Consider the following 22,019-nt stretch of genomic DNA (forward strand, 5'->3'; position numbering starts at 1 on the left):
ATCCCGGGGTCCGGTAGAGCTTGCCGCCTCTACAAGTGCGCTGACCTTGCGGTAAATCCATCGCTTTCCGAAGGTGGAATGCCATTCACGATTACAGAGGCGTTGTCCGTAGGAACTACCGTTGTCATGGGCGACATTGAGGTGACCAGGGAGATTGTTGTCGATCCGGCGCTGCGAGAATCCACCTTGTTCGCCCCATATGATTGGAAGGCAATGGCTGACAAGATCGAATGGGCACTTCAAAACCGGGATGCCCTCTACGCTCAGCAGCGCCAATTTTTTGATGTTCTCGCGAAACGTACGTGGAAGGATGTTGTTAAGGAACATATCCGCATCCTTGATGTCATAGCCGAGCAGAAAGGCATGACGCCGTCACTATGAGCAAAGGTCTTTTCATTCTGGGCTTTGGCGGCCATGCGCGTAGCGTAGGGGATATAGCGCTGTCGTCAGGGTTCGATGATTTGATTTTCATCGATGACCAGGCAAAGGCCGGTGAGGAATTTGCGGGCTTTCCTGCTGTCGCTGTTCTTCCCAGCAATGCCTCCGGCGCCGGTTGGTTCATGTTTCCGGGCTCGGGTGACAATGCGCGGCGACGCGCGCAATGCGGGAGCGCGCTTGTTCCTCTTGCGATGCTCGTCGCACCGACTGCCTCTGTCGGGAGGCGATGTGAGATCGGGCAAGGCTCACTGGTCGCTCATCAGGCCCATATAGGACCGCTTACAAAGGTTGGCCGGGGCGTCATCATCAATAGCGGCGCAGTCGTTGACCACGAATGCGTGATCGGTGATTTTTCTCATATATCCGTCAATGCGACCGTTGCAGGCCGTTGCCGAATAGGCACACAGGTTCTGGTTGGCGCAGGTGCGACCGTGATTGATCGGCTCAGCATATGCGACAATGTCATCATCGGCGCTGGCGCAACGGTCGTCCGAGACATTGAAGTGCCCGGCGTGTATACAGGCACGCCGGCCCGTCGAGCCCACGGCTAGACAGCGCCAGCCGCTTTCCTTTCAGGCTCGAACAGAAAAACGGCCCGATTCATGAAAATCGGCATTGATGCCCGCAACCTTGTCCACAATCTCACAGGCATCGGCCGCTATGTGCTGGAGATGTGCCGTGGGTTGGCGGAAGCCGGTCACGAAATCTTTCTGTATCTCCCGGAGCGACCGGTGTCGGATCTGTCTCGTCTATCGGGCGGTACGTTTCGGATATCTGATCATGCAGGCAATTTCAGGCGCATGGTTTGGGGTCAAACCATCTTACCCAAACTGGCCGCCCGCGACAAAATCGACATCTTTTGGGGGCCTGCACACAGATTGCCCTTTAGCTTGGATCCGGATATCCCCCGCGTTGTGACCATTCACGATCTCGTATGGCACCATGCGGCATCGACAATGCGTTTGCAGGGCTGGCTCGGCGATCGCTTCCTCATGCGACCTGCAGTATTTTCATCGGATAAGATCGTCGCAGTCTCGCGCGCTACGGCCGATGCCATTCGAATGCTGTATCCACAGGTCTCCAAGAAACTGCACGTGGTGTACCCTGGAGTGACGCGCCTGGAGGATGGCGGGACCAGCAGCGTGCTTGCGGACAAAGGCATCGACCGCGAATACGCCCTCTTTGTCGGCACACTTGAACCCCGCAAAAACTTGCCAAGTCTCCTGGAAGCATATGCGCTGCTTCCGGAGCCGGTCAGGAAAAATCTGCTGCTCGTCGTAGCGGGGGGTCAGGGGTGGCGTCTCGGCGACCTGCGCGAGCGCATGGTGCGCCTCGAAATCGAATCGGACGTGCGACTTACGGGTTATGTCACGGACAGCGATCTCGCTGTCCTCTATCGCCGAGCGAAGTTTCTTGTCATGCCGTCGCTATACGAAGGCTTTGGATTTCCAATTATCGAAGCAAATGGGGTTGGGGTGCCTGTTGTAACTTCAAATATGTCTTCCATGCCCGAGGTGGCTGGCGAAGCTGCCATTCTTGTTGACCCGACCAACGTCCAGGATATCTCCGCCGCGATGGGCCGGTTGGCACTCGACAATGCGTTGCGCTCGCGGCTGGCTGAGAAAGCGCCCCTGAACGCGCTCCGGTTCGACTGGAGAAAAAGCGCCTTGGACCTGGTCGCAGTGTTCGAATTGGCCATAACCGCAAGAAGGCGCTGACGTGGAAGGTATGCTTCAGATTTTTGAACTGGCCATCGAGCGAAGACGGAAGACCAATCTTTGAAAGTGCTGCACTTCTTCAAGACATACTGGCCCGACACCTTTGGCGGGGTGGAGCGGACGATACATGCCATCGCTCAAAGCACCGCCAGCCGCGGCATCGAAACCGAAGTGCTCTCCTTGAGCCGTGCTCCGAACGAGAACACGCAGCATCTCGACGGGCACATGGCCCGAAAAGCCAGGCTGGATTTCGAACTGGCGTCGACCGGGTTTTCGCTTGACGTCTTTCGGAAGTTCGGAGCGCTCGCCGGGAAAGCCGACCTCATACATTACCATTTCCCATGGCCACTCATGGACATGGTGCATTTTCAATCCCGTCATGGCAAACCGACCGTCGTCACCTACCATTCCGACATCGTCAAACAGAGGCTTTTGCTGCCTCTTTATCGGCCGCTGATGCTGCGCTTCCTCAGGGATGTGGACGCTATCGTCGCGACATCTCCGGACTATTTGAAATCGAGCCCCGTTCTCAGAGCCTTGGAGGGCAAATCGGCGATCATCCCAATCGGCATCAATGAAACCGATTATCCCACGCCGACCGAAGCCGACAACAGATGGTGCCAAGCGGCGGTGACGGAGCCTTTCGTGCTCTTCGTCGGCGTCCTGCGCTACTATAAGGGGCTGGACGTGCTGGTTCAGGCGGCCGACAGAGTCAGGTGCAAGATCGTTATTGCCGGATCAGGGCCTATCGAAGAGCGGCTCAAGCTTCAGGCCAAAACGTTGCGTCGCAACAATGTGATATTCCTCGGCGAGGTGGCCGAGCGGCACAAGATGGCGCTCCTCCACAACTGCCTGGGGTTCGTTTTTCCGTCAAACCAGAGGTCGGAAGCCTACGGGCTTTCTCTCGTCGAGGCTGCGATGTGCGGTAAACCGATGATCTCCTGCGAGATCGGAACGGGAACAAGTTATGTGAACAAAGCCGGCGAGACCGGGTTGGTCGTACCGCCTTCCGATCCAGCACGCCTTGCCGAAGCCATCAACCAGGTCGTCGATTCGCCGGTCGAGGCAGCGAACTGGGGGCGAGCTGCTCGCGATCGCTACGTTCGCCTCTTTACAGCTGACAGGATGGGAAAAACATACGCCGATCTCTATCACCAACTCGATAACCGCCGACGCTGAATACGGTTTCGCACTGTGGCAGCCGGTGAATCCCCGCCGGTTGCTGGTTGTTGATGCAGTCAAAGCCCGTCAGGTCACCTGCTCAGGAGACGACGGACCACCTCCCGCGCCGACTTCCGCAGTACCGGCGCACTCCATCCAAACACGGAGGCAAACTTCGCGCTCGACAGCCGGGAATTGACGGGGCGGCGCGCCTTGGTCGGATAGTCCGTCGCAGCAATATCGCGCACCCGCGCGGAGGGGCCACCGAGCCCACCGCTTATGTCCAGGATATGGCGGGCGAAGCCGCTCCAGTTGGTCTCGCCCGTGCCGGCCAGATGATAGATGCCCCACGCGGCGAAATCCTCGTTGCGGTGCAGCCGTGCTGCCGCATGCAGGATCGCGTCAGCGATATCAAGCGCGGAAGTGGGATTTCCCCATTGGTCGGCCACAACCGGTATCTCGTCGCGGTCGCTGGCCAGCCTCAGCATGGTTTTGGCGAAATTCTTGCCGAACGGGCTGTAGACCCACGCCGTGCGCAAGATCAGGTGGCGCGGATTGGCTGATGCCACCGCCTGTTCGCCGGCAAGCTTGGAGGCGCCGTAGACGCCAATCGGCGCGGTCGCGTCGGTTTCCAGATAGGGACCGTCCTTGGTGCCGTCGAAGACATAGTCGGTCGACAGATGGATGACGGGCACGCCGAGCCGAGCCGCCGCCTGCGCCACCTCGCCGGCGCCGGCGGCGTTCACCGCAAAGGCGAGCTCAGGTTCGTCCTCGGCCTGGTCCACCGCCGTGTAGGCGGCTGCCGACACGACGACATCGGGTTTGGCGGCCGCTATGGCGTCGATCACGGTCCCGGGCCGCGCGAGGTCAAGTTGCGGCCGGCCGATGGCGATGATCTCGACGCCTTCGCGCCCGCGCCCAGCCCCCAGAAGGCTTGCCGCGACCTGGCCCTCGCGTCCGGTGACAGCGAGCCTCACACGGCCGCCTTGCGGGCTTCGCCCAGCCTTTCGCCGGCATAGCGCTGTTCGCGGATCGGTCCCCACCACCATTTGTTGTCCAGGTACCAGTCGACCGTCCTTGCCAGGCCGCTGTCGAAATTCTCCCTCGGCGCCCAGCCGAGGTCGCGGCCGATCTTGGAGGCGTCGATGGCGTAGCGGCGATCATGGCCGGGACGGTCGGTGACGAAAGAGATCAGGTCGCGATGGCTTTTGCCGCCGGCCCGGGGGCGCCTGGCGTCGAGCAGATCGCAGATCGTCTCGACGACACCCAGATTGGTGCGTTCCGAATTGCCGCCGACATTGTAGCTCTCGCCCGGCTGCCCCTTGGTGGCGATCAGTTCCAGCGCGCGCGCATGGTCCTCGACGAACAGCCAGTCACGCACATTGGCGCCGGCGCCGTAGACCGGCAGCGGCTTCTCGTCGAGAGCGTTGAGGATGACCAGCGGGATCAGCTTTTCGGGAAAATGGTAGGGCCCGTAATTGTTCGAACAATTGGACAGCACCACCGGCAGGCCATAGGTCTCGTGCCAGGCGCGCACCAGATGGTCGGAGGCCGCCTTGGAGGCGGAATAGGGCGAAGACGGCGCGTAAGGCGTCTCTTCCACGAACATGCCACCATCGAAGGGCAGGTCGCCGAACACCTCGTCGGTCGAGACGTGATGGAAGCGGAAACGGCCCTTCCTGTCGTCGGAAAGGCCGCGCCAGTACTCCAGCGCTGCGTTGAGTATCCGGTAGGTGCCGACGATGTTGGTCTCGATGAAGGCGCCCGGCCCATCGATCGAGCGGTCGACATGGCTCTCGGCGGCGAGGTTCATGACGATGTCGATATCGCCGCGGCGCAATATGTCGAGCACCGCCCGCTCGTCGCAGATGTCGGCCTGGGCGAAGCTGTAATTTCGTGCATTTTCGATCGGCCGCAGCGAGGCCAGGTTGCCGGCATAGGTCAGCTTGTCGAGATTGGTCACCCGGTAGGCCGGGTTGGCGCACAGATGCCGGCACACCGCCGAACCGATGAAGCCGGCCCCGCCCGTCACCAGAAAGTTCATGCCGCTATCCCCGTGCATCTGGCAATGTTCATCAGGCAAACACCTCGGCGGCGGCGAGCAGCGGCGCCTTGAGGTCCTTGTCAGAAAGCTGGAAGCCGCCAGGCGGCGGCGGCCATTCGATGCCGATGGCGGGGTCGTCGAAACGGATCGAGCGGTCGTGTTCGGGCGAATAGGTGTCGGTCACCTTGTACAGCACCTCGGTATCGGGCACGAGCGTCATGAAGCCGTGGGCGAAGCCCTTGGGCACCAGGATCTGGTTGCCCTTCTCGGCCGAGACCTCGAGGACAACCCATTTTCCGAATGTCGGCGAGGAGCGGCGGATATCAACCGCGACATCCAGGACGCTGCCTCTGACAACGCGCAGCAGCTTGTCCTGGGCACGTGGCGGCAACTGATAGTGCAATCCCCTGACGACACCGGCCGCGGCGGAATAGGAGTGATTGTCCTGGACAAAGGCGAGTTCGAGGCCGGCCTCGGCGAAGCGTGCGGCGTTCCAGGTTTCGGTGAAGTAGCCACGGGCATCGCCGTGCCGCTTCGGAATGATTTCGAGCAGACCTTCGATGCCAAGGGGTCTCACCTCCAGCATCTAGTCCTCCGACAACTCGACCACGCGACGGCGCAGATAAGCGGCATATTCATTTTTTCCCAAGCGGGTTGCCCGCTGCAACACTTCATCGGCCCTCAGCCAGCCCTGTTCGAAGGCGATTTCCTCCGGACAGGCGACCTTGATGCCCTGGCGACGTTCGATTGTACGCACGAACGAAGAAGCATCGTCCAGGCTGTCGTGAGTGCCGGTATCGAGCCAGGCATAGCCGCGCCCCAACCGATGCACCTGCAACTGGCCACGCTCGAGATAGGCATTGTTGATCGCCGTGATTTCGAGCTCGCCTCGAGCCGAGGGCCGAATCCTTGAGGCGATATCGACAACCTGGTTGTCGTAGAAATAAAGGCCGGTGACGGCCCAGTTGGATTTCGGCTTCTGTGGTTTTTCCTCAATCGTGAGCGCGGTTCCAGTGGTCTTGTCGAAGGACACCACGCCATAGCGCTCCGGATCCTCGACATGGTAGGCGAACACCGAAGCGCCGCTTTCGCGCGATGCCGCGGTGCGGCAAAGCTTGGACAATCCGTCGCCAAAATAGATGTTGTCGCCCAGTATCATCGAAACGCTGTCCGCGCCGATGAAATCGCGGCCGATAATGAACGCTTCCGCAAGCCCGTTGGGCTGCGGCTGCTCGGCGTAGGACAACTCAAGCCCGAATTCCGATCCATCGCCCAACAGCTCGCGGAAAACCGGCAGGTCCCGCGGCGTGGATATGACCAGAATCTCTCGAATCCCCGCAAGCATCAAAACGCTCAGCGGGTAATAGATCATCGGTTTGTCGTATACCGGGAGGATTTGCTTGGAGACCGCCAACGTTAGCGGATAAAGGCGCGTTCCACTGCCTCCAGCAAGGATAATTCCTTTCAAGAAACTCTCCTTGACATGCCTAAGTCCCCTCCCCTGACACAAGCCGCCCGTGCTTAGGTTTCATGCCGTGGCTTGTCAATCTGGTGCCCGACGAAGGGGCCGAGCGAGTGTCCCCGGCCCCCGCCAACCGCCCTTGCCTTGCCGGGCCCGAGGTCCTGGCCGGGACAAGCAGATTGTCTTCATCGTGATGGCCTATCTCGCCCATCTCGCGCCTTTGGTTCAGCCGCTCGGCAAAACCCTTGTGAAAGACGATCGCATTCAAATAGGCAAACGTCATCGCGAGTGCTGCGGTTCGCAAGGGATAGTCGACAAGAGAGTGAACGAGCAAAAACGACACCGACAGAAATGCAGCCTTCTGTACGGCTCCCGGCGAATCCGGACCGACGAGGCGAAAAGCAATATGGCATACACAATCATTAACAAAACGACCGGTATGCCGCCCTCAAGTGTCAATTCGAGGTCATGAACGACTTCGAGGGTTGATTTCGTGCAAAGGGTCATGGAAAACCCGAGCAAGTCACCGAAATTCTCTGTCCGCGATTTCTTCGCCCGGTTTCCGGATGACGAAGCTTGCCTCCAGCACATCATGGACGTGCGCCACGGCATGAAGCACCCTTGCCGGAAGTGCCTCAACCTTTCGACGTTCCACCGTATGAGCGACCGACGCGCCTTCGCTTGCTCGCATTGCGGCGACCATGTTTACCCGACCGCTGGCACTGTGTTCGAAGATACCCGCACGCCGCTGCAATCGTGGTTCTATGCGATCTATCTGTTCGTCACGACACGCCACGGCGTCTCGGGCAAAGCGCTTCAGCGCCAGCTTGGCGTCACCTACAAAACCGCTTGGCGCATGGGCATGAAAATCCGCGAGCTGATCGGATCGACAACGGACTTCGACATGCTGCAAGGCCACGTCGAAATGGACGAACCTATGTCAGCGGCTATAGCCCCGGCAAGCGTGGTCGCGGCGCGGCTGGCAAGACCATCGTCATGGGCATGAAGGAACGCGGCGGCGACATTCGCACGGAAGTTATTCCGAACGTGAAGATGACTACGCTTTGCGGCGTGACCCTGCGCAATGTTGAGAAGGGTTCTGTCGTCTCGACCGACGACTCATGTCCTATGGCTTACTGGACGGCGGCGGCTACAAGCACGGCACCGTGACGCACTCGCAAAAGGACTGGTCGCACTGCGATTACCGGACTGGCGAAACTCACTCGACCAATCATGTTGAGAGTTTTTGGAACCTGTTCAAAGCGTCGGTTCGCTCGACGCATATCCATGTCTCTGAAAAGTACATGGACCGCTACCTTGCGGAATTCACTTTCCGCTCGAACCATCGCGTGATGCAGAACGCGATGTTTGATCTGATCGTGGCTCGTGTTTGATGACTTTGGAGGCCGCTTTTAGGAAGGCGGCCTCATTGACTGGACCGATGCCAGCGGCCTCTTGCTGGCGGATGAATTCTTCCAGCCGGTTTTCTTTCACCGCCTTAGACAAAGATAAACCGGTCATGCAGCCGCCTTCCTGAATAGTTCATCCGGCTGCGAATCCTCGATGATGCGACCGGGGGAGAGCAACCCTAGTTTCGAACCTAGCGCTCCCCTATCCCTGACAACCGCGATAAGCCGTGGCGGCTTATCTAGCGCTGCCAAATCATGGAATGCAGTCGAGGCCCGATACACCGAGTTCGCGTGGTTGCTCACCGCTTGAAAAACAGCGGTATGACCATTGACCGCAACGACCGCCGAGACTTCCCATGGGTTCGTTGACGCGCCAATGATCGTCTTACCTTCGTCAACCTTGTCTAGACCGAATACCCTGACCAATCGCTCGTTCAGTTCATTGGCGAGTTGTTCGTCATCCTCATCGAAAATACGTTGGCAGATATGATCCGCCACGCGCCAAGATGACTCTGCCACGTCCAGAATTGCCCGGTGAATATCGTCAATCGGCGCCTCTATGTAGAGCACGCGGTCTCCCACGGTTACGCCCGTGCTTTCGGCAACCTTATTGGCCGTCCGCTTGAACGATTTTGCGGCGTTCAGATCTTCAACTTCCCGATAAGCAAAGCCGGCATCGCTCACGCGCACCCCGTTCGCAATCTGATCAATCCGAACCGTGACAAACGATCCGTCGGGATAGAGCAGTGGGAGATTTACGTAGTACCCACCGTTGATGCGCTTCAGGCGCACGAGATCGCGGACCGTCTCTTCAACGGTCCTTTCTACCTCGGCGGAAATTACGCTACCTACCATCATTGGAACAAATCATACACCCAATCCGGCCTCGGGACAATGCCTATGTTATTGATTCTAAAGCGAGTTCCGACAAATGACCTAAGCTGTTCAAATGATTGAAGCTCTTGATCAATAGCTTCGGCGCAAGGCAGTTTGCCGCGCTTCATCCGTCTTTCGGCTTCGATCCAATTAAGTTCGAAACTGTGTAGATGCGTCTCCGGGACACGCTTACCGTCGCCTGCACACTTGCGGCGATTGTTTGAATGGCCGCCCTTGGTGTCGCGCCAGTCGACGCGGATCAGCTTCGTGTGTCGATGCCCAGCAAGGCCGGCGACCGACAATTCAAACGTAACGTGCCAATCGGGATGTTGTGAGTAGGTGCCGCCAGTAAGGACAAGGCCGGCTTCAACGATGCCGTCAATTTCCAGCGGAGCATAGAATCGAATGTACCCGTCTTCCGGGTCCGGCTTGGACCACTCGATGGGGTTGACTATCGACTTCCAGCTATTGACTAGCGATGGTAGCGGCATCCACTACGGTTAGCCGAAACACACGCGCTACGCGAGTCTTCGAAAATAAGGGGAGAGTGGGCGGGACTCGAACCCGCGTCCTCTCGCTTAGCAGGCAAGCGCTCTATCCATCTGAGACTACCACTGCGTATCCCTTGCAGGATGGTCGTGTTCGCACGCGCCTGCTGTCATCGGTTCATCCATCGGTTAGTCGCAGATAACAAGCGCTGGATTAGCATCAGAGAAGCTGCTGAGATGCGCCGGGACGTGGCAATCTACTCCGGCCAATCGCGCCAAGATTTACTGAAATCATTGAATCAGGCGCAACATGCTCCGCTGTCGAAAGTTTTCGACATCCATTCTTCGATGTGGCAATGTCATCGTACAATTGGGAGGGTGGAATGAAAATATTGCTCATGGCAATGGTCTTGGCCATTGCGCCTACTTCATTGCAGGCGGCTTGTTTTGGAAGCCATGCTTTCAAGACATGCACCGATGAAAACGGTAATTCTTATAACATTCAGCACTACGGCAATACCACCAACATGACCGGCTACAACGCGAACACCGGGTCGACTTGGTCTCAAAACAGCAACACGTTCGGCAACACCACTATCACAAATGGAACGGCCGCTGACGGGGGCGCCTGGCATATGCAGCAACAGCGGATTGGCAACTCGAGCTTCTATTCTGGCACCGACTCCGATGGGAACGCCTTCAGCGGTTCTTGTGGTGCTTTCGGCTGCAATTAGGCCCGTTGACATTGTTCTCGTTCCGCGGGTGATCCAGGCGACGTAAAAGTGGCTCGGCAACGTTTAGACGTTATGCCATCGCACTTCTCCTTAGCGTGTTGAGCGGTGTGGTGTCGTGAGCGTGTCAAGCCGATCCTGAAGGTGACCATTTAGAACGATCATTTCTTTAAGCGCCTTTACCGGGTCGCCTTTGTGTTGGGCAATGAATTTGTCGGCGATTGCCTGGAGGGCGGCTTCTTGGCGACTATCCAGCGATACCATATGGGCCATGGGACTGCTCCAAAAGTGTTGTGTCTCTATTGAACAAAAAGGGAACAAAGTTGTCAAGGCCCGAATTGACTCGGCGAGGAATATCTTCTTATTTTTTTGCATGCCAGAACAGAGCAGACGACCACGCCGCCTTGTGCAGACCTTGTGCCGAGCGCATGAGGCGGGACAACTAATCCGTGTCCGTTGCATTAACTGCAACACCACCCGCCATTATCTGCCGGGAGATCTCGCCAAGCTCGTCGGAGACATCCCGTTTTGGGAAATTGACCGGCATATGCGTTGCGAGCGGTGCAAACGTCGCGATCTTGACGTCGATATCTTGCTGCCTAGCGCGTCGGAGGGCATGGAGATACGTATTAGGCGGCTAGTTGAGGTCCGCATGGTACGTCGCGTGATCTGGAAAGATAACTAGGTCCGACCTAGAATAGCGAGCCCTGAGCTGGCGGGGCCTGCTGAGGGAACTTGGCCTGCGTAGCTGGCTTTTCCACAATCACCAATGCATCGTCCGGCGCGGTGCGCTGTAGCCGTTTCGCCTGCGACCAAGGCGCGGTAAGCCAGGTCTCCGTTTGCTCTTGTGTGGTCAAAATGACCGGCATGGCCTTTGCGTGTATTGGTTTGATGATGGCGTTGGGCGCAGTCGTCATGAAACCGTAAAGCTCAAAATCGGCGGGCCCATCCTTGACCTTGCGCACCCCATGCCAACGCGTCCAGAGCCCGGCAAAGAAGAACAGAGGGCGGTCCTCATTGAGCGCGAACCAATAGTTTCGCTGGATTCCCGTCTCGGGGTCCTTGTCGCCGGATGTGGGGCTAGGCTCCGCAAAGCTCGTCACGGGGACCACACAGCGGTTCTCGACGCCAACGTACTGCTGCCAATGGCCGTACTGTGGATTGCGTATATTGGTGGTGCCGTAATCGGCCTTGCCCTTCATTCGCTCAACGGGTGTCGGCATGCCCCATAAAAGATTAGCAAGCTCGCGCTCGCCGTCCGGCGCATTGCGGACGACAGGGCCCGGCCGGTTGGGATAGATGTCAATAGACGGCTCAAGGTTGCCCAAGATGTCTCGTAAGGTCCGAGTCCATTGGCGAATGGCCTCTTGCGACGTGGTGATGTTGTAGAGATTACACATCTCCACAATTTGCCGCGAGAGCGCTCCGCCGCCTAGTCAAAAATTGCACCCAGAGTGGCGCGCAAAGGCATGATGCCCTATCCCCGCCCAAAATACGCCAGGTACCATTCGACGAACCGGCCGACGCCCTCCGTCACCGACGTGCCGGGGCGATAGCCGACCGCCGCCTGCAGCGCCGAAGTATCGGCAAAAGTGTCAGGCACGTCGCCGGCCTGCAGCGGCAAGAGCTCCACGATGGCCTTACGGCCAAGCGCGTTTTCAAGCGCCTCGACATAGGCGGTCAGCTTCACCGGGTTGTTGTTGCCGATGTTGAAAATGCGCCAAGGCGCGCTGCTCGTCGCAGGATCCGGATTATCGGAATCCCAGGCGGGATCAGCCGCGGCGGGGCTGTCGCTGGCGCGGATCACGCCTTCGGCGATGTCTTCGACATAGGTGAAGTCGCGTGTGTGATTGCCGTTGTTGAACAGCTTGATCGGCTCGCCGGCCAGGATGTTCCTGGTGAACAGGAACAGCGCCATGTCGGGACGTCCCCAAGGGCCGTATACTGTGAAGAAACGCAAGCCCGTGGTCGGCAGCCCGAATAGGTGGCTGTAGCTGTGCGCCATCAGCTCGTTGGCGCGCTTGGTTGCGGCGTAGAACTGCAGCGGATGGTCGGCCGGGCGATGCTCGGAAAACGGCATGTCGGTATTGGCGCCATAGACGCTCGACGTGCTGGCATAGGTCAGGTGGCCGACACGGCTGTTGCGGCAGGCCTCCAGCATGTTGGCGTAGGCGATAATGTTGCTCTCGACATAGGCGTGCGGGTTTTCAAGGCTGTAGCGGACGCCGGCCTGGGCGGCGAGATGAATCACCCTGTCGAAGGCGTGATCGGCAAAGCAGCCGTCCACCACGTTTCGCTCTGCGAGATTACCGTGGATGAAATGGTAGCCCGCATTGGTGTTGCGGCTTGCTTCGGCCAGAAGCCGCAGCCGCGCCTGCTTGATCTGCGGATCATAGTAGTCGTTGATGCTGTCTATGCCGACGACCTCGTCGCCGCGTTCGAGCAGCCGCCTGGCGACGTGATAGCCTATGAAGCCGGCAGCGCCGGTGACCAGAACCTTCATCAGAACCGCCCGTCCCCAGAATAGACCTCTGACCTCCGCTCAGGCCGAGTTGCCTACAATCTCAGTTGCGCTTCAGCAGCGACCAGACGGCGGGCACCAGGCTTGCGGCCAGGGCAACCTTGATCAGATCACCGACGATGAACGGCACGACCCCGAACTGCCAGGATTTTTCCGGACCGATGAGCATCGCCAGCCAGGCAAAACCCATGGCCATCATGACGAACTCGGCAACCAGCATCGCGTTGAAAAGCTTGATCGGATGGCGATCCCAGCCGCGATCCGCGGCCCAGCCGGCGATCGCCGCCATGACCACGAAACCGGCGAGATAGCCGCCGGTCGAGCCGAGCATGTAGGCAATGCCGATTCCTTTTTCCGGCGTGCTCTGGAAGACCGGGAAGCCCATCGCGCCCTCGGCCATATAGAGCAGCAGGGTGGCGACGCCGAGCCGCAGGCCGAAAGCGGCCCCGATCAGCAGGACGGCGAGCGTCTGCATCGAAATATCGACGGGCCCCAGAACCACCTTGGTCTTGGCCGACAGGGTCAGGAGCAATGTCCCGGCTATCGCCAGGAAAAACTGCGTTGCCAGCCGCGCCGCGCCATCTTGCGGCAGAGCCAGAGAAACAAGCGGGCGCATCGTCGTTGCAGTTGCCATGGTCTTCCCCATCCGAGTGCCGCCATCCGATGATCGCGGTCTTGCGTTTTCCTATATTGGCTTGCGTGCTATGCGGCAATCGGTTTTGCCATTCCCGCAACAGGCATCGACACCGCCATGGCCCTCGAATTCGATACCAGCTTCGATCCCTGCTACGGCGGGGGCGTCAGCGTCGCGCCCGACGTGCAGCGCGTCACGGCCCGAAATCCAAGTCCCTTCACCTTTCACGGCACCAACAGCTACATCGTCGGACGCGATACGCTGGCAGTGATCGATCCGGGGCCGGATGACGAAGCTCACCTTCGCACCTTGCTCGACATCATCGCCGGCAGGCCGGTCAGCCACATCTTCGTCAGCCACACGCATCGCGACCATTCCCCGCTGGCGGCACGGCTGAAGCAGGAGACCGGAGCCCAGGTGATGGCGGAAGGGCCGCACCGGCCGGCAAGGCCATTGCATATTGGCGAGATCAACGCGCTCGATGCCAGCGCCGATACCGCTTTCGTTCCCGATCTCGCGCTGCCGGACGGCGCGCTGGTCGCCGGCGTCGGCTGGGCAATCCGCACGGTCCTGACCCCCGGCCATACCGCCAACCACGCGGCATTCGCGCTGGAGGGCACCGGCATCCTGTTTTCGGCCGACCACGTCATGGCGTGGGCGACCTCCATCGTCGCGCCGCCGGACGGGGCGATGGCGGACTACATGGCCTCGCTGGACCGGCTGATCGAACGCGGTGACCGCCTGCTGCTGCCCGGCCACGGCGGGCCGGTGACGGCACCGCGAGGCTTCATGCGCGGATTGAAGACCCATCGCAAAATGCGCGAACGGGCCATATTGGAGCGGATCCGCGCGGGCGACCGCACGATCGCAGACATGGTCAAGGCGATCTACAGGGATACCGACCCGCGGCTGCATGGCGCCGCCGGGTTGTCGGTGCTTGCCCATCTGGAGGATCTGGTGGCGCGCGGCCTGGTCGCGACAGACGCCGCGCCGGCCATAGACGGCATTTTTAGGCCAGCCCCTTAGGCCCGAGCATCTATTCGGCCGGAGCCGCGCCGACCTGGCCGGCGACTTCCTGGTCCAACTCCGCCAGAAAGTCGGTGATGCGCGCAGCGTTGTCGCCGAGGTCGTAGCGGCCGTAGCGCGAAGCCGACCGCATGTCGACGAGAACCGTATCCCCGTCGTCCGTGATGCGAATTGCCACGTCTGCGGGGAGGCCCAACACGAAGCTCCTGGCGAGAGCGGTAATCGTCACGTCGCTTTGCCCGGCGAGTTCGGGATAGGGTCCGGTAAGATCCCAATCGCGGCGGTCGAGCACGGTTTCAACGGCAGTGACGACGGTCTCGAACGGCAGGTCGTAGCTGCGCGCGGTGACAAGCGGATAGCTGTCGGTCTGCAACCGCTGCTCGCCGGGCGTCGGCGGCGAGAGCACGTTCATGTCCTTCGTGCGACCGGTGACGTCGAGTGCCGGCGGTTCGTCGAAATCGGTCGAAATATCCCTGAGCGGCGGAAAGATTGTCGCCCAATAGGCGGCGATGCCATAGGGGGTCAGCACCAGCACTGCCAGCAAGACGCCGACCGTGATGTCGCGGCCGCCATAGTCGCCAAAATTCCACACCCTCGAGAAGGCAAATCCGGCGAACAGCAGCGCCAGCGCCGCCAACAGCGCGACGATAGCCAACACCCACAGGAACACCGGCGTTTCAACGAGGTTGAAATAATGGCCGACGAACACGGTCAGCAAAAGCACCGCCGAAAAAGCAGCGGTGCGCCGCGACCATCCGGCAGCCTTCGACGTTTGCCGTTCCGAAATGCTGACCATGTTTCTCTGCGTCATCCCAAGCCGAAGAAGACTTAGCGCATGGCCACCAAAATCGGAATCGATTTTCGAGGAGGATCGTGCGCCAGTTGGAAATGCTATCGTGCCCTGCCGGAAAGGTGCACGTCGCTGCACTGTCCTTTTACGACCGCATCAGGCCGAGACACGCAATATCGCGTCAATCCGTCGGCAAGCGGTAGTCCCTGAATTGCTGGCGCAAGGTGATCTTCTGGATCTTGCCGGTGGCGGTGTGCGGAATTTCGCCGACGAAGGCGACGTCGTCGGGCATCCACCATTTGGCCACCTTACCGTCGAGAAAACCAAGGATATCGGTTTTGGTCGGTTCCTTCCCCGGCTTGCGGACAACCACCAGCAAAGGCCGCTCGCCCCATTTCGAATGAGGGACGCCAATGGCGGCTGCCTCGGCGACATCGGGATGGCCGACGGCCAGATTCTCCAGGTCGATGGTCGAAATCCATTCGCCGCCGGACTTGATGACGTCCTTGGCGCGATCGGTGATCTGCATATAGCCGCCAGCGTCGATGTGGGCGACATCCCCGGTATCGAACCAGCCATCCTCGTCGAACTGCTCCGAGCCGGCGCCGCCGTAGTAGGCGCTGGCCACCGCGGGGCCGCGCACCTTCAGCCGCCCGAATGTCTTGCCGTCCCAAGGCAGCGCGTTGCCTTCGTCGTCCGTCACCTTCATCTCGACGCCGAAGGGCGGGTAACCCTGCTTGCCCTGGACATCGAGCCGGGCGTCACCCTTAAGGCCTGCATAGTCCGGCTTCAGCGTACACAGTGTGCCGAGCGGCGACATTTCGGTCATGCCCCAGGCGTGGACGACCTGGACATCGTAATTGTCCTGGAATTTCTTGGTGATGATGCGTGGGCATGACGAGCCGCCGATGACAACCTTGTTGAGGTAGGGCAGCTTCCTGCCGGTCTCCTCCAGATATTGCAGCAGCATCATCCACACGGTCGGCACGGCGGCACTGAAGGTTACTTTCTCGGTGTCGAGCAATTCATAGATGGAGGCGCCGTCCATCTTGCAGCCCGGCATGACAAGCTTGGCGCCGATCATCGGTGCGCTCTGGCCAAGGCCCCAGGCATTGGCGTGGAACATCGGAACCACCGGCAGGATCGTGTCGCGCGAAGACAGGCCCATCGCGTCGGGCATGGCGGCGATCATGGCGTGCAGGACATTCGAGCGGTGACTGTAGACGACGCCCTTTGGATCGCCAGTGGTTCCAGACGTATAGCACATGCCGGCGGCGGTGCCTTCGTCGAAGCTCTTCCAGGCGAAATCGCCATCGGCCTCGTCGAGCCATTCCTCGTAGGCGACGACGTTGGGCAGCATGGTCTGCGGCAGATGCGCCCTGTCGGCCAGCACGATCACCTGTTTCAGGGACTTGACCGCGCCGGCGATCTTCTCGAGCAAAGGGAGGAAAGTCAGGTCGACAAAGACCGCCTTGTCTTCGGCATGGTTCATGATCCAGACGATCTGCTCGGGAAACAGCCGCGGGTTGAGCGTGTGATAGATCGCGCCGATGCCCATGATGCCATACCAGGCCTCGATGTGGCGCGCCGTGTTCCAGGCCAGCGTCGCAATGCGGTCGCCCAGCCGATAGCCGTCACGCTCCAGGCGCTGGGAGACCTTCAGGGCGCGACGATGGATGCTGGCGTAGGTTGTGCGCACGATCGGACCTTCGATCGAGCGCGATACGATCTCTCGCGCGCCATGCTGCCGCTCTGCGTTGTCGATAAGCTTATGGCAAAGAAGCGGCCATTCCTGCATCAGCCCCAGCATTCGTTCCTCCCTTACGCTCCTCGCTTTTGTTGCCATTGTGAAGCGAACCGGTGGATTGTCCAGCCACCGCCGGGTGGCGAAGCAAATCCGGATGCCGGTCGCGCAGGCAAGCGATCGAATCGCGTCTTTCTTGGAGGTCCGAATGCCTGGCGATCATGTCATAGGACCGGCGGCCTTGAAATCCATTATATCAGAGAAGTCTAAATTACTCGACCGGGAGGGGAATCCGCCACAATCCGGCCATCGTCGGCATTAAGTTTCGTTAATGGGCAAAGGGGTGCGATTGGCGACTGAAAGAGGTTCGCATGGACACGCAGCTCGACGATAAGGCGCTGGAAAGTACGCTTGCCGAAAGCCTGGGCGATCTGGTGCCGGATACAAAGACTGTTTCCGAAGACGAATTTGTTGAAGTTGTGGGCGGTGCGCTCGAAGCGGTCGGCGGCACGCTGCTGTTCAAGATGTGCGTTCAGAACGAAGGGGAAGGCGAGCACGTCGCCGCGGCATCTGTAGGCGACGGCGGCAATCGTCAATTCCTGCTGCTCACTCTGCCGACCGGCGGCGGCCACTTGAAAGTCGAGACCGCATCCAGGAGCAGCAATCCCGTGGCCGGTATCGCGGCCGCCTATGCCGGGTTGATGGACGCGTTCAGAACCGCCGCCTGAGCCTCGCCGGACAAGGTCTTCGCTAAAAATGCCGTCGGTAGCGCCTACGGCTGGAGACCGATTGCGGAATTGCCGGCGACAGTCGCCCTTGCGCAAACCACCTCGTCGACACACTTAAAGTTGAGACGAGGAGAAACAGCATGGACAAGATCGCCAACCCGGCACCCGGCTTCCAGCGCAATCCCGATAAGGTCATCACCGTCGAACCGTATAAGGGCACCGTCACCGTGCGTGCAGGCGACACTGTTATCGCCTCCTCGACGAACGCCAAGGTGCTGACGGAAGCGCCCTATCCGGCCGCCTTTTACATCCCGTTCGCAGACATCGATTTCAACAAGCTGAGCGGCACGCAATCCTCCACCCATTGTCCCTACAAGGGCGACGCAAGCTACTGGAGCGTGCTGCCTGCCGGCGAGGCAGGCAAGGATGCGATGTGGGCCTATGAGCAGCCTTTCGACGAAATGGCTGAAATCCGCAACCACGGCGCGTTCTACGCAAGCAAGGTCAGCATCGAAGCCAAGCCAGCCTGAACGGACGAACGAGGAGGCCGGACCTGCCGTCCTGCCGATCAGTCGGTGGTGCCGTTATTGCCGAAGCCTTCGGCATCGTCGAGCCGCACGAAGGTCAGACCCTTCTGCTTGAGCGCCAGCAGGCCCTGCACGACGCCCTCCCCGGCGGCATGGGTCGGCTGGTTGATATGGGCGATGATGACGTCGCCGTCCTTGGCAGCTCCTATGCGCCTTGTGGTTTCCCTGGCGCCGAGCAGTGATCCGCCATCGCCATTGATCGAGAAGCCGGCGATCTTGAAGCCCAGCTTGCGGATCATGGCGATCGCCGACGGACTATACTCCGCGGTCGCGCCACGAAACCATTTCGGCGCCGGCTCGCCAGTCCCGGCCAAGGCGACGGCGCCCGACTCGACCTCGGCCAGAACCGCTTCCGGACTGCCGGCGCTGCGTATGCCATAGATCTTCTGCGGCGTGTCGACGGCCGGGATGTGACGGCCGCCGTGGTTTTCCAGTTCGAACAGGTCGGGATGCGCCCGCATGATCTCGACGGCGGCGGCGTTCCGCTTCAGCCAGATGCCGGTGACGAAGATGGTCGCAGGTATCCTGTTTTCCACCAGCGCCGAGAGGATGCGGTTGTCGGTCCGTCCGCCGCAGGCATCGAGGGTCAAGGCAATGCGCCCGGCTCCGCCTGTATCCGGCTTGATGTGCAGGATCGGTTCGACCAGCGATGCGGCATGGCCGCTGGACACCACGGCCAAAGACATGGCGACAATGCAGAGATTTTTTTGCAGCAGGCGAATCAAATCCAATTCCAATCGGGCGTTTCACGCAGGCATCCCAAGACCCGCATGAAGGCGAGAATCGGAGCTGGATAGCAGAAAAGCACCAGACGCGACAATCTGACCGTCTTGCGGCAGTTCCTCGTTCCGATCGGCGGCAAGCGCTCAGCCGCGGCCCGCTTTTGCCACCTGAACGGCCGCCTGCGCGGCCGCCAACCTGGCGATCGGCACGCGGTAGGGCGAACAGGACACATAGTCCAGTCCGACCTCCTCGCAGAAGCGGATCGAGGCCGGATCGCCGCCATGCTCACCGCAAATGCCGAGCTTGATCCCTGGCCGCGTCGCCCTGCCCTTCTCGGCGGCCATGCGCACCAGTTCGCCGACGCCATGGATGTCCAGCGACACGAACGGATCCTGTTCGATGATGCCTTTCTGGCGATAGGTCTCCAGGAACGAGGCCGCGTCGTCGCGCGAGATGCCGAATGTCGTCTGGGTCAGGTCGTTGGTGCCGAAAGAGAAGAACTCGGCCGATTCAGCGATGACATGGGCGCGGATCGCCGCGCGGGGGAGCTCGATCATGGTTCCAGTCAGGTAGTCGATCTTGACGCCGCTCTCGTCCATGACGCTCTTGGCCACCGCATCGATGCGCGCCTTGACGTAGTCGAGTTCCTTCACAAGCCCGACCAGCGGCACCATGATCTCGGGGACCACCAGCGCGCCGGCCTTACGGCCGGCCTCGACGGCGGCCTCGAAAATGGCGCGCGCCTGCATCTCGGCGATCTCGGGATAGGACACCGCAAGCCGGCAGCCGCGATGGCCGAGCATCGGGTTGAATTCGTGCAGCGCCTCGGTGCGCTGCCTGAGCTTGTCCGGCGCAACATTCATCGCCGCCGCGACTTCGGCTATCTCGGCCTCGGTCTTGGGCAGGAATTCGTGCAACGGCGGATCGAGCAGGCGGATGGTCACCGGCAGGCCGGCCATGATCTCGAACAGCTCCAGGAAATCCGCTCGCTGCATCGGCAGCAGCTTGGCGAGCGCGGCGCGCCGGTCCTTTTCGGTGTCGGCCAGGATCATCTCGCGCATGGCGACAATGCGGGCGCCATCGAAGAACATGTGTTCAGTGCGGCACAAGCCGATGCCTTCGGCACCGAAGGAGCGCGCCATGCGCGCGTCGAGCGGGGTTTCGGCGTTGGTGCGCACCTTCATGCGCCGCACCGCGTCCGCCCATTCCATGATCGCGGCGAAATCGCCGGAAAGCTCAGGCTGGAGCATCGCCACTGCGCCCTTGAGCACCTGCCCGTTGCCGCCGTCGATGGTGATGATGTCGCCCTTGCGGAAGGTCTGCCCCATCGACATCAGCGTAGCTGCCTTATAGTCGACGCGCAGCGAACCGGCGCCCGAAACGCACGGCTTGCCCATGCCGCGCGCCACGACCGCGGCATGGCTGGTCATGCCGCCGCGCGTGGTCAGGATGCCCTCCGCCGCATGCATGCCGTGGATGTCCTCGGGACTGGTCTCGACACGCACCAGGATAGCCTTGCGTCCTTGTGTCTTGAGATCCTCGGCGTCCGCGGAGGAAAAGACAATTTCGCCGGTGGCGGCGCCTGGAGACGCCGGCAGGCCGACGCCGATGACGTCGCGCGCGGCCTTCGGATCGATGGTGGGGTGCAGGAGCTGGTCGAGCGAGGCGGGATCGATGCGGGCGACCGCCTCCTCTTTCGAGATCAGGCCGTCCCTGGCCATCTCGACGGCAATCTTCAGCGCCGCCTTGGCGGTGCGCTTGCCGGACCTCGTCTGCAACATCCACAATTTGCCGCGCTCGATGGTGAATTCGAGGTCCTGCATGTCGCGGTAGTGCTTTTCCAGCCTGTCCGAGATGGTGACGAAGGACTGGAAGGCGTCCGGCATCAGTTTCTGCAATGACGGCTTGTCGGAGCCGGCGGCGATGCGAGCCGCCTCGGTGATGTTCTGCGGCGTGCGGATACCGGCGACGACGTCCTCACCCTGCGCATTCACCAGGAACTCGCCATAGAGCTGCTTCTCGCCGGTTGAGGGGTTGCGGGTGAAGGCGACGCCGGTGGCCGAGGTCTCGCCCATGTTGCCGAACACCATGGCCTGGACATTGACCGCCGTGCCCCAGCTTTCGGGAATATCGTGCAGGCGCCTGTAAGTGATGGCGCGGTTGTTCATCCAACTCGAGAACACGGCACCGATCGCGCCCCAGAGCTGTTCGTGCGGATCCTGCGGGAACGGCCTTCCGAGCTCCTCTTCGACCTTGGCCTTGTAGAGCGCGATGACGCCTTGCCACTCGATGGCCGTCAGTTCCGTGTCGAGTTCATGGCCGAGGCTGGCCTTCTGATCCTCGAGGATCTCCTCGAACACCTCGTGGTCGAGCCCCATGACGACATCGGAATACATCTGGATGAAGCGGCGGTAGCTGTCATAGGCAAAGCGCGCATCGCCGGAATCGGCGGCCAGCGCCTCGACGGTTTCGTCGTTGAGGCCGAGATTGAGCACGGTGTCCATCATGCCAGGCATCGAGGCGCGGGCGCCGGAGCGCACCGACACAAGCAGCAGTTTCGACGGATCGCCGAAACGGCGGCCGGTGAGCCGGCCGATATGGTCCAGCGCCACGGCGACGTCCGCTTCAAGCCCTGCCGGATAGGCGCGGCCGTTGGCATAGTAGGCGTTGCAGACCTCCGACGTGATGGTGAAGCCCGGCGGCACCGGCAGGCCAAGGCTACACATCTCGGCCAGATTGGCACCCTTGCCGCCCAACAGATTCTTGTCGCCAGCCCGGCCTTCGGCCGCACCATCGCCAAAGGTGAAAACCCACTTGGTCATGCTTTGCTCTCCGGTTGCAGGAGATTGGAAAGATTGACGAAACAGAAAGCCCCGCCATATCCCGACTTTGGACGGATATGATGCTGCAATGCGAAAGGCAAGGCGTCGGCAAAGCCG

The 22,019-nt window shown here is 60.5% G+C and carries 22 protein-coding genes and 1 pseudogene; 9 read left to right on the forward strand and 14 right to left on the reverse strand.

All coding sequences use genetic code 11. From position 1 onward, the window contains the following. Genes FJ973_RS11935 through FJ973_RS11950 form a run of 4 tightly spaced genes read left to right on the forward strand, consistent with a single transcriptional unit; the run spans position 1 to position 3,335 of the window. On the forward strand, positions 1-381 hold the full coding sequence (locus FJ973_RS11935) for a glycosyltransferase (RefSeq protein ID WP_224655922.1): 381 nt from the start codon (positions 1-3) through the stop codon (positions 379-381). Further along, positions 378-989, forward strand: coding sequence for a NeuD/PglB/VioB family sugar acetyltransferase (locus tag FJ973_RS11940; RefSeq protein WP_140555898.1), 612 nt, complete (start codon positions 378-380; stop codon positions 987-989). The genes FJ973_RS11935 and FJ973_RS11940 overlap by 4 nt, the downstream gene beginning before the upstream one ends. A gap of 51 nt (positions 990-1,040) precedes the next feature. After that, a complete protein-coding gene (locus tag FJ973_RS11945; RefSeq protein WP_140555899.1) occupies positions 1,041-2,156 on the forward strand; it encodes a glycosyltransferase family 1 protein in 1,116 nt (371 codons plus the stop codon). 60 nt (positions 2,157-2,216) lie between these two features. Further along, positions 2,217-3,335: a glycosyltransferase gene (locus tag FJ973_RS11950; RefSeq protein WP_140555901.1), complete on the forward strand. Its 1,119-nt coding sequence runs from the start codon at positions 2,217-2,219 to the stop codon at positions 3,333-3,335. A 74-nt stretch (positions 3,336-3,409) separates the two neighbouring features. Here the strand turns inward: FJ973_RS11950 and rfbD are convergent, their stop codons facing one another. From rfbD to rfbA, 4 genes are read right to left on the reverse strand one after another with little or no spacing between them, the layout of a single operon-like run. Next, the gene (rfbD, locus tag FJ973_RS11955; RefSeq protein ID WP_140555903.1) at positions 3,410-4,294 is read right to left on the reverse strand and encodes a dTDP-4-dehydrorhamnose reductase; all 885 of its coding nucleotides are present in this window, start codon (positions 4,292-4,294) and stop codon (positions 3,410-3,412) included. Then, positions 4,291-5,361: a dTDP-glucose 4,6-dehydratase gene (rfbB, locus tag FJ973_RS11960; protein WP_140555904.1), complete on the reverse strand. Its 1,071-nt coding sequence runs from the start codon at positions 5,359-5,361 to the stop codon at positions 4,291-4,293. Before rfbB ends, rfbD begins: the two co-directional genes overlap by 4 nt. Before the next feature lie 31 nt (positions 5,362-5,392). Then, positions 5,393-5,947 (reverse strand): dTDP-4-dehydrorhamnose 3,5-epimerase, encoded by a 555-nt coding sequence (rfbC, locus tag FJ973_RS11965; RefSeq protein WP_140555906.1) that lies wholly within the window; start codon positions 5,945-5,947, stop codon positions 5,393-5,395. Further along, complete coding sequence (rfbA, locus tag FJ973_RS11970) at positions 5,948-6,829, reverse strand: glucose-1-phosphate thymidylyltransferase RfbA (RefSeq protein ID WP_140555907.1); 882 nt, start codon at positions 6,827-6,829, stop codon at positions 5,948-5,950. 499 nt (positions 6,830-7,328) lie between these two features. On the opposite strand from rfbA, the pseudogene FJ973_RS11980 reads away from it, so the two are divergent. Next, positions 7,329-8,217, forward strand: a pseudogene (locus FJ973_RS11980) (IS1595 family transposase). A 123-nt stretch (positions 8,218-8,340) separates the two neighbouring features. Here the strand turns inward: FJ973_RS11980 and FJ973_RS11985 are convergent. Both FJ973_RS11985 and FJ973_RS11990 read right to left on the reverse strand, forming a co-directional pair. Beyond that, on the reverse strand, positions 8,341-9,090 hold the full coding sequence (locus tag FJ973_RS11985) for a hypothetical protein (RefSeq protein ID WP_140555909.1): 750 nt from the start codon (positions 9,088-9,090) through the stop codon (positions 8,341-8,343). Next, positions 9,087-9,599, reverse strand: coding sequence for a hypothetical protein (locus tag FJ973_RS11990; RefSeq protein WP_140555911.1), 513 nt, complete (start codon positions 9,597-9,599; stop codon positions 9,087-9,089). Before FJ973_RS11990 ends, FJ973_RS11985 begins: the two co-directional genes overlap by 4 nt. A 380-nt stretch (positions 9,600-9,979) precedes the next feature. Here FJ973_RS11990 and FJ973_RS12000 point away from each other — a divergent pair, with 380 nt between their 5' ends. Next, on the forward strand, positions 9,980-10,330 hold the full coding sequence (locus FJ973_RS12000; RefSeq protein WP_140555912.1) for a hypothetical protein: 351 nt from the start codon (positions 9,980-9,982) through the stop codon (positions 10,328-10,330). Between the two features lie 90 nt (positions 10,331-10,420). Here FJ973_RS12000 and FJ973_RS12005 read toward each other — a convergent pair whose 3' ends face one another. The 4 genes from FJ973_RS12005 to FJ973_RS12025 form a co-directional block, all read right to left on the reverse strand. After that, a complete protein-coding gene (locus tag FJ973_RS12005; protein ID WP_140555914.1) occupies positions 10,421-10,600 on the reverse strand; it encodes a hypothetical protein in 180 nt (59 codons plus the stop codon). A gap of 419 nt (positions 10,601-11,019) precedes the next feature. Then, positions 11,020-11,727: an SOS response-associated peptidase gene (locus FJ973_RS12015; protein WP_140555915.1), complete on the reverse strand. Its 708-nt coding sequence runs from the start codon at positions 11,725-11,727 to the stop codon at positions 11,020-11,022. A 77-nt stretch (positions 11,728-11,804) separates the two neighbouring features. After that, a complete protein-coding gene (locus FJ973_RS12020) occupies positions 11,805-12,830 on the reverse strand; it encodes an NAD-dependent epimerase (RefSeq protein ID WP_140555917.1) in 1,026 nt (341 codons plus the stop codon). A 61-nt stretch (positions 12,831-12,891) separates the two neighbouring features. Next, positions 12,892-13,482, reverse strand: coding sequence for a biotin transporter BioY (locus FJ973_RS12025; RefSeq protein WP_140494902.1), 591 nt, complete (start codon positions 13,480-13,482; stop codon positions 12,892-12,894). A gap of 117 nt (positions 13,483-13,599) precedes the next feature. Between FJ973_RS12025 and FJ973_RS12030 the strand changes: the two genes are divergently transcribed. Then, on the forward strand, positions 13,600-14,508 hold the full coding sequence (locus FJ973_RS12030) for an MBL fold metallo-hydrolase (RefSeq protein WP_140555919.1): 909 nt from the start codon (positions 13,600-13,602) through the stop codon (positions 14,506-14,508). A gap of 10 nt (positions 14,509-14,518) precedes the next feature. On the opposite strand, the gene FJ973_RS12035 is transcribed toward FJ973_RS12030, so the two are convergent. Together FJ973_RS12035 and FJ973_RS12040 are read right to left on the reverse strand one after the other, a co-directional pair. Continuing rightward, complete coding sequence (locus FJ973_RS12035; protein WP_140555920.1) at positions 14,519-15,304, reverse strand: DUF1499 domain-containing protein; 786 nt, start codon at positions 15,302-15,304, stop codon at positions 14,519-14,521. Positions 15,305-15,479: 175 nt separating this feature from the next. Then, the gene (locus FJ973_RS12040; protein ID WP_140494909.1) at positions 15,480-17,108 is read right to left on the reverse strand and encodes a fatty-acid--CoA ligase; all 1,629 of its coding nucleotides are present in this window, start codon (positions 17,106-17,108) and stop codon (positions 15,480-15,482) included. Positions 17,109-17,413: 305 nt separating this feature from the next. Between FJ973_RS12040 and FJ973_RS12045 the strand changes: the two genes are divergently transcribed. Continuing rightward, positions 17,414-17,770 carry a hypothetical protein gene (locus FJ973_RS12045; RefSeq protein ID WP_140494911.1) on the forward strand — a complete coding sequence of 119 codons (357 nt, stop codon included), beginning with the start codon at positions 17,414-17,416 and terminating at the stop codon, positions 17,768-17,770. A gap of 140 nt (positions 17,771-17,910) precedes the next feature. Then, positions 17,911-18,300 carry a DUF427 domain-containing protein gene (locus tag FJ973_RS12050; RefSeq protein ID WP_140555922.1) on the forward strand — a complete coding sequence of 130 codons (390 nt, stop codon included), beginning with the start codon at positions 17,911-17,913 and terminating at the stop codon, positions 18,298-18,300. A 38-nt stretch (positions 18,301-18,338) separates the two neighbouring features. Here the strand turns inward: FJ973_RS12050 and FJ973_RS12055 are convergent, their stop codons facing one another. After that, positions 18,339-19,079: a polysaccharide deacetylase family protein gene (locus tag FJ973_RS12055; RefSeq protein ID WP_140555958.1), complete on the reverse strand. Its 741-nt coding sequence runs from the start codon at positions 19,077-19,079 to the stop codon at positions 18,339-18,341. Between the two features lie 144 nt (positions 19,080-19,223). Beyond that, positions 19,224-21,902, reverse strand: a complete 2,679-nt coding sequence (gene ppdK, locus FJ973_RS12060) for a pyruvate, phosphate dikinase (RefSeq protein WP_140555924.1) — start codon at positions 21,900-21,902, stop codon at positions 19,224-19,226. Positions 21,903-22,019: the final 117 nt, after the last annotated feature.

Origin of the sequence: Mesorhizobium sp. B2-1-3, assembly GCF_006442495.1 — a bacterium.
GTDB lineage: Bacteria > Pseudomonadota > Alphaproteobacteria > Rhizobiales > Rhizobiaceae > Mesorhizobium.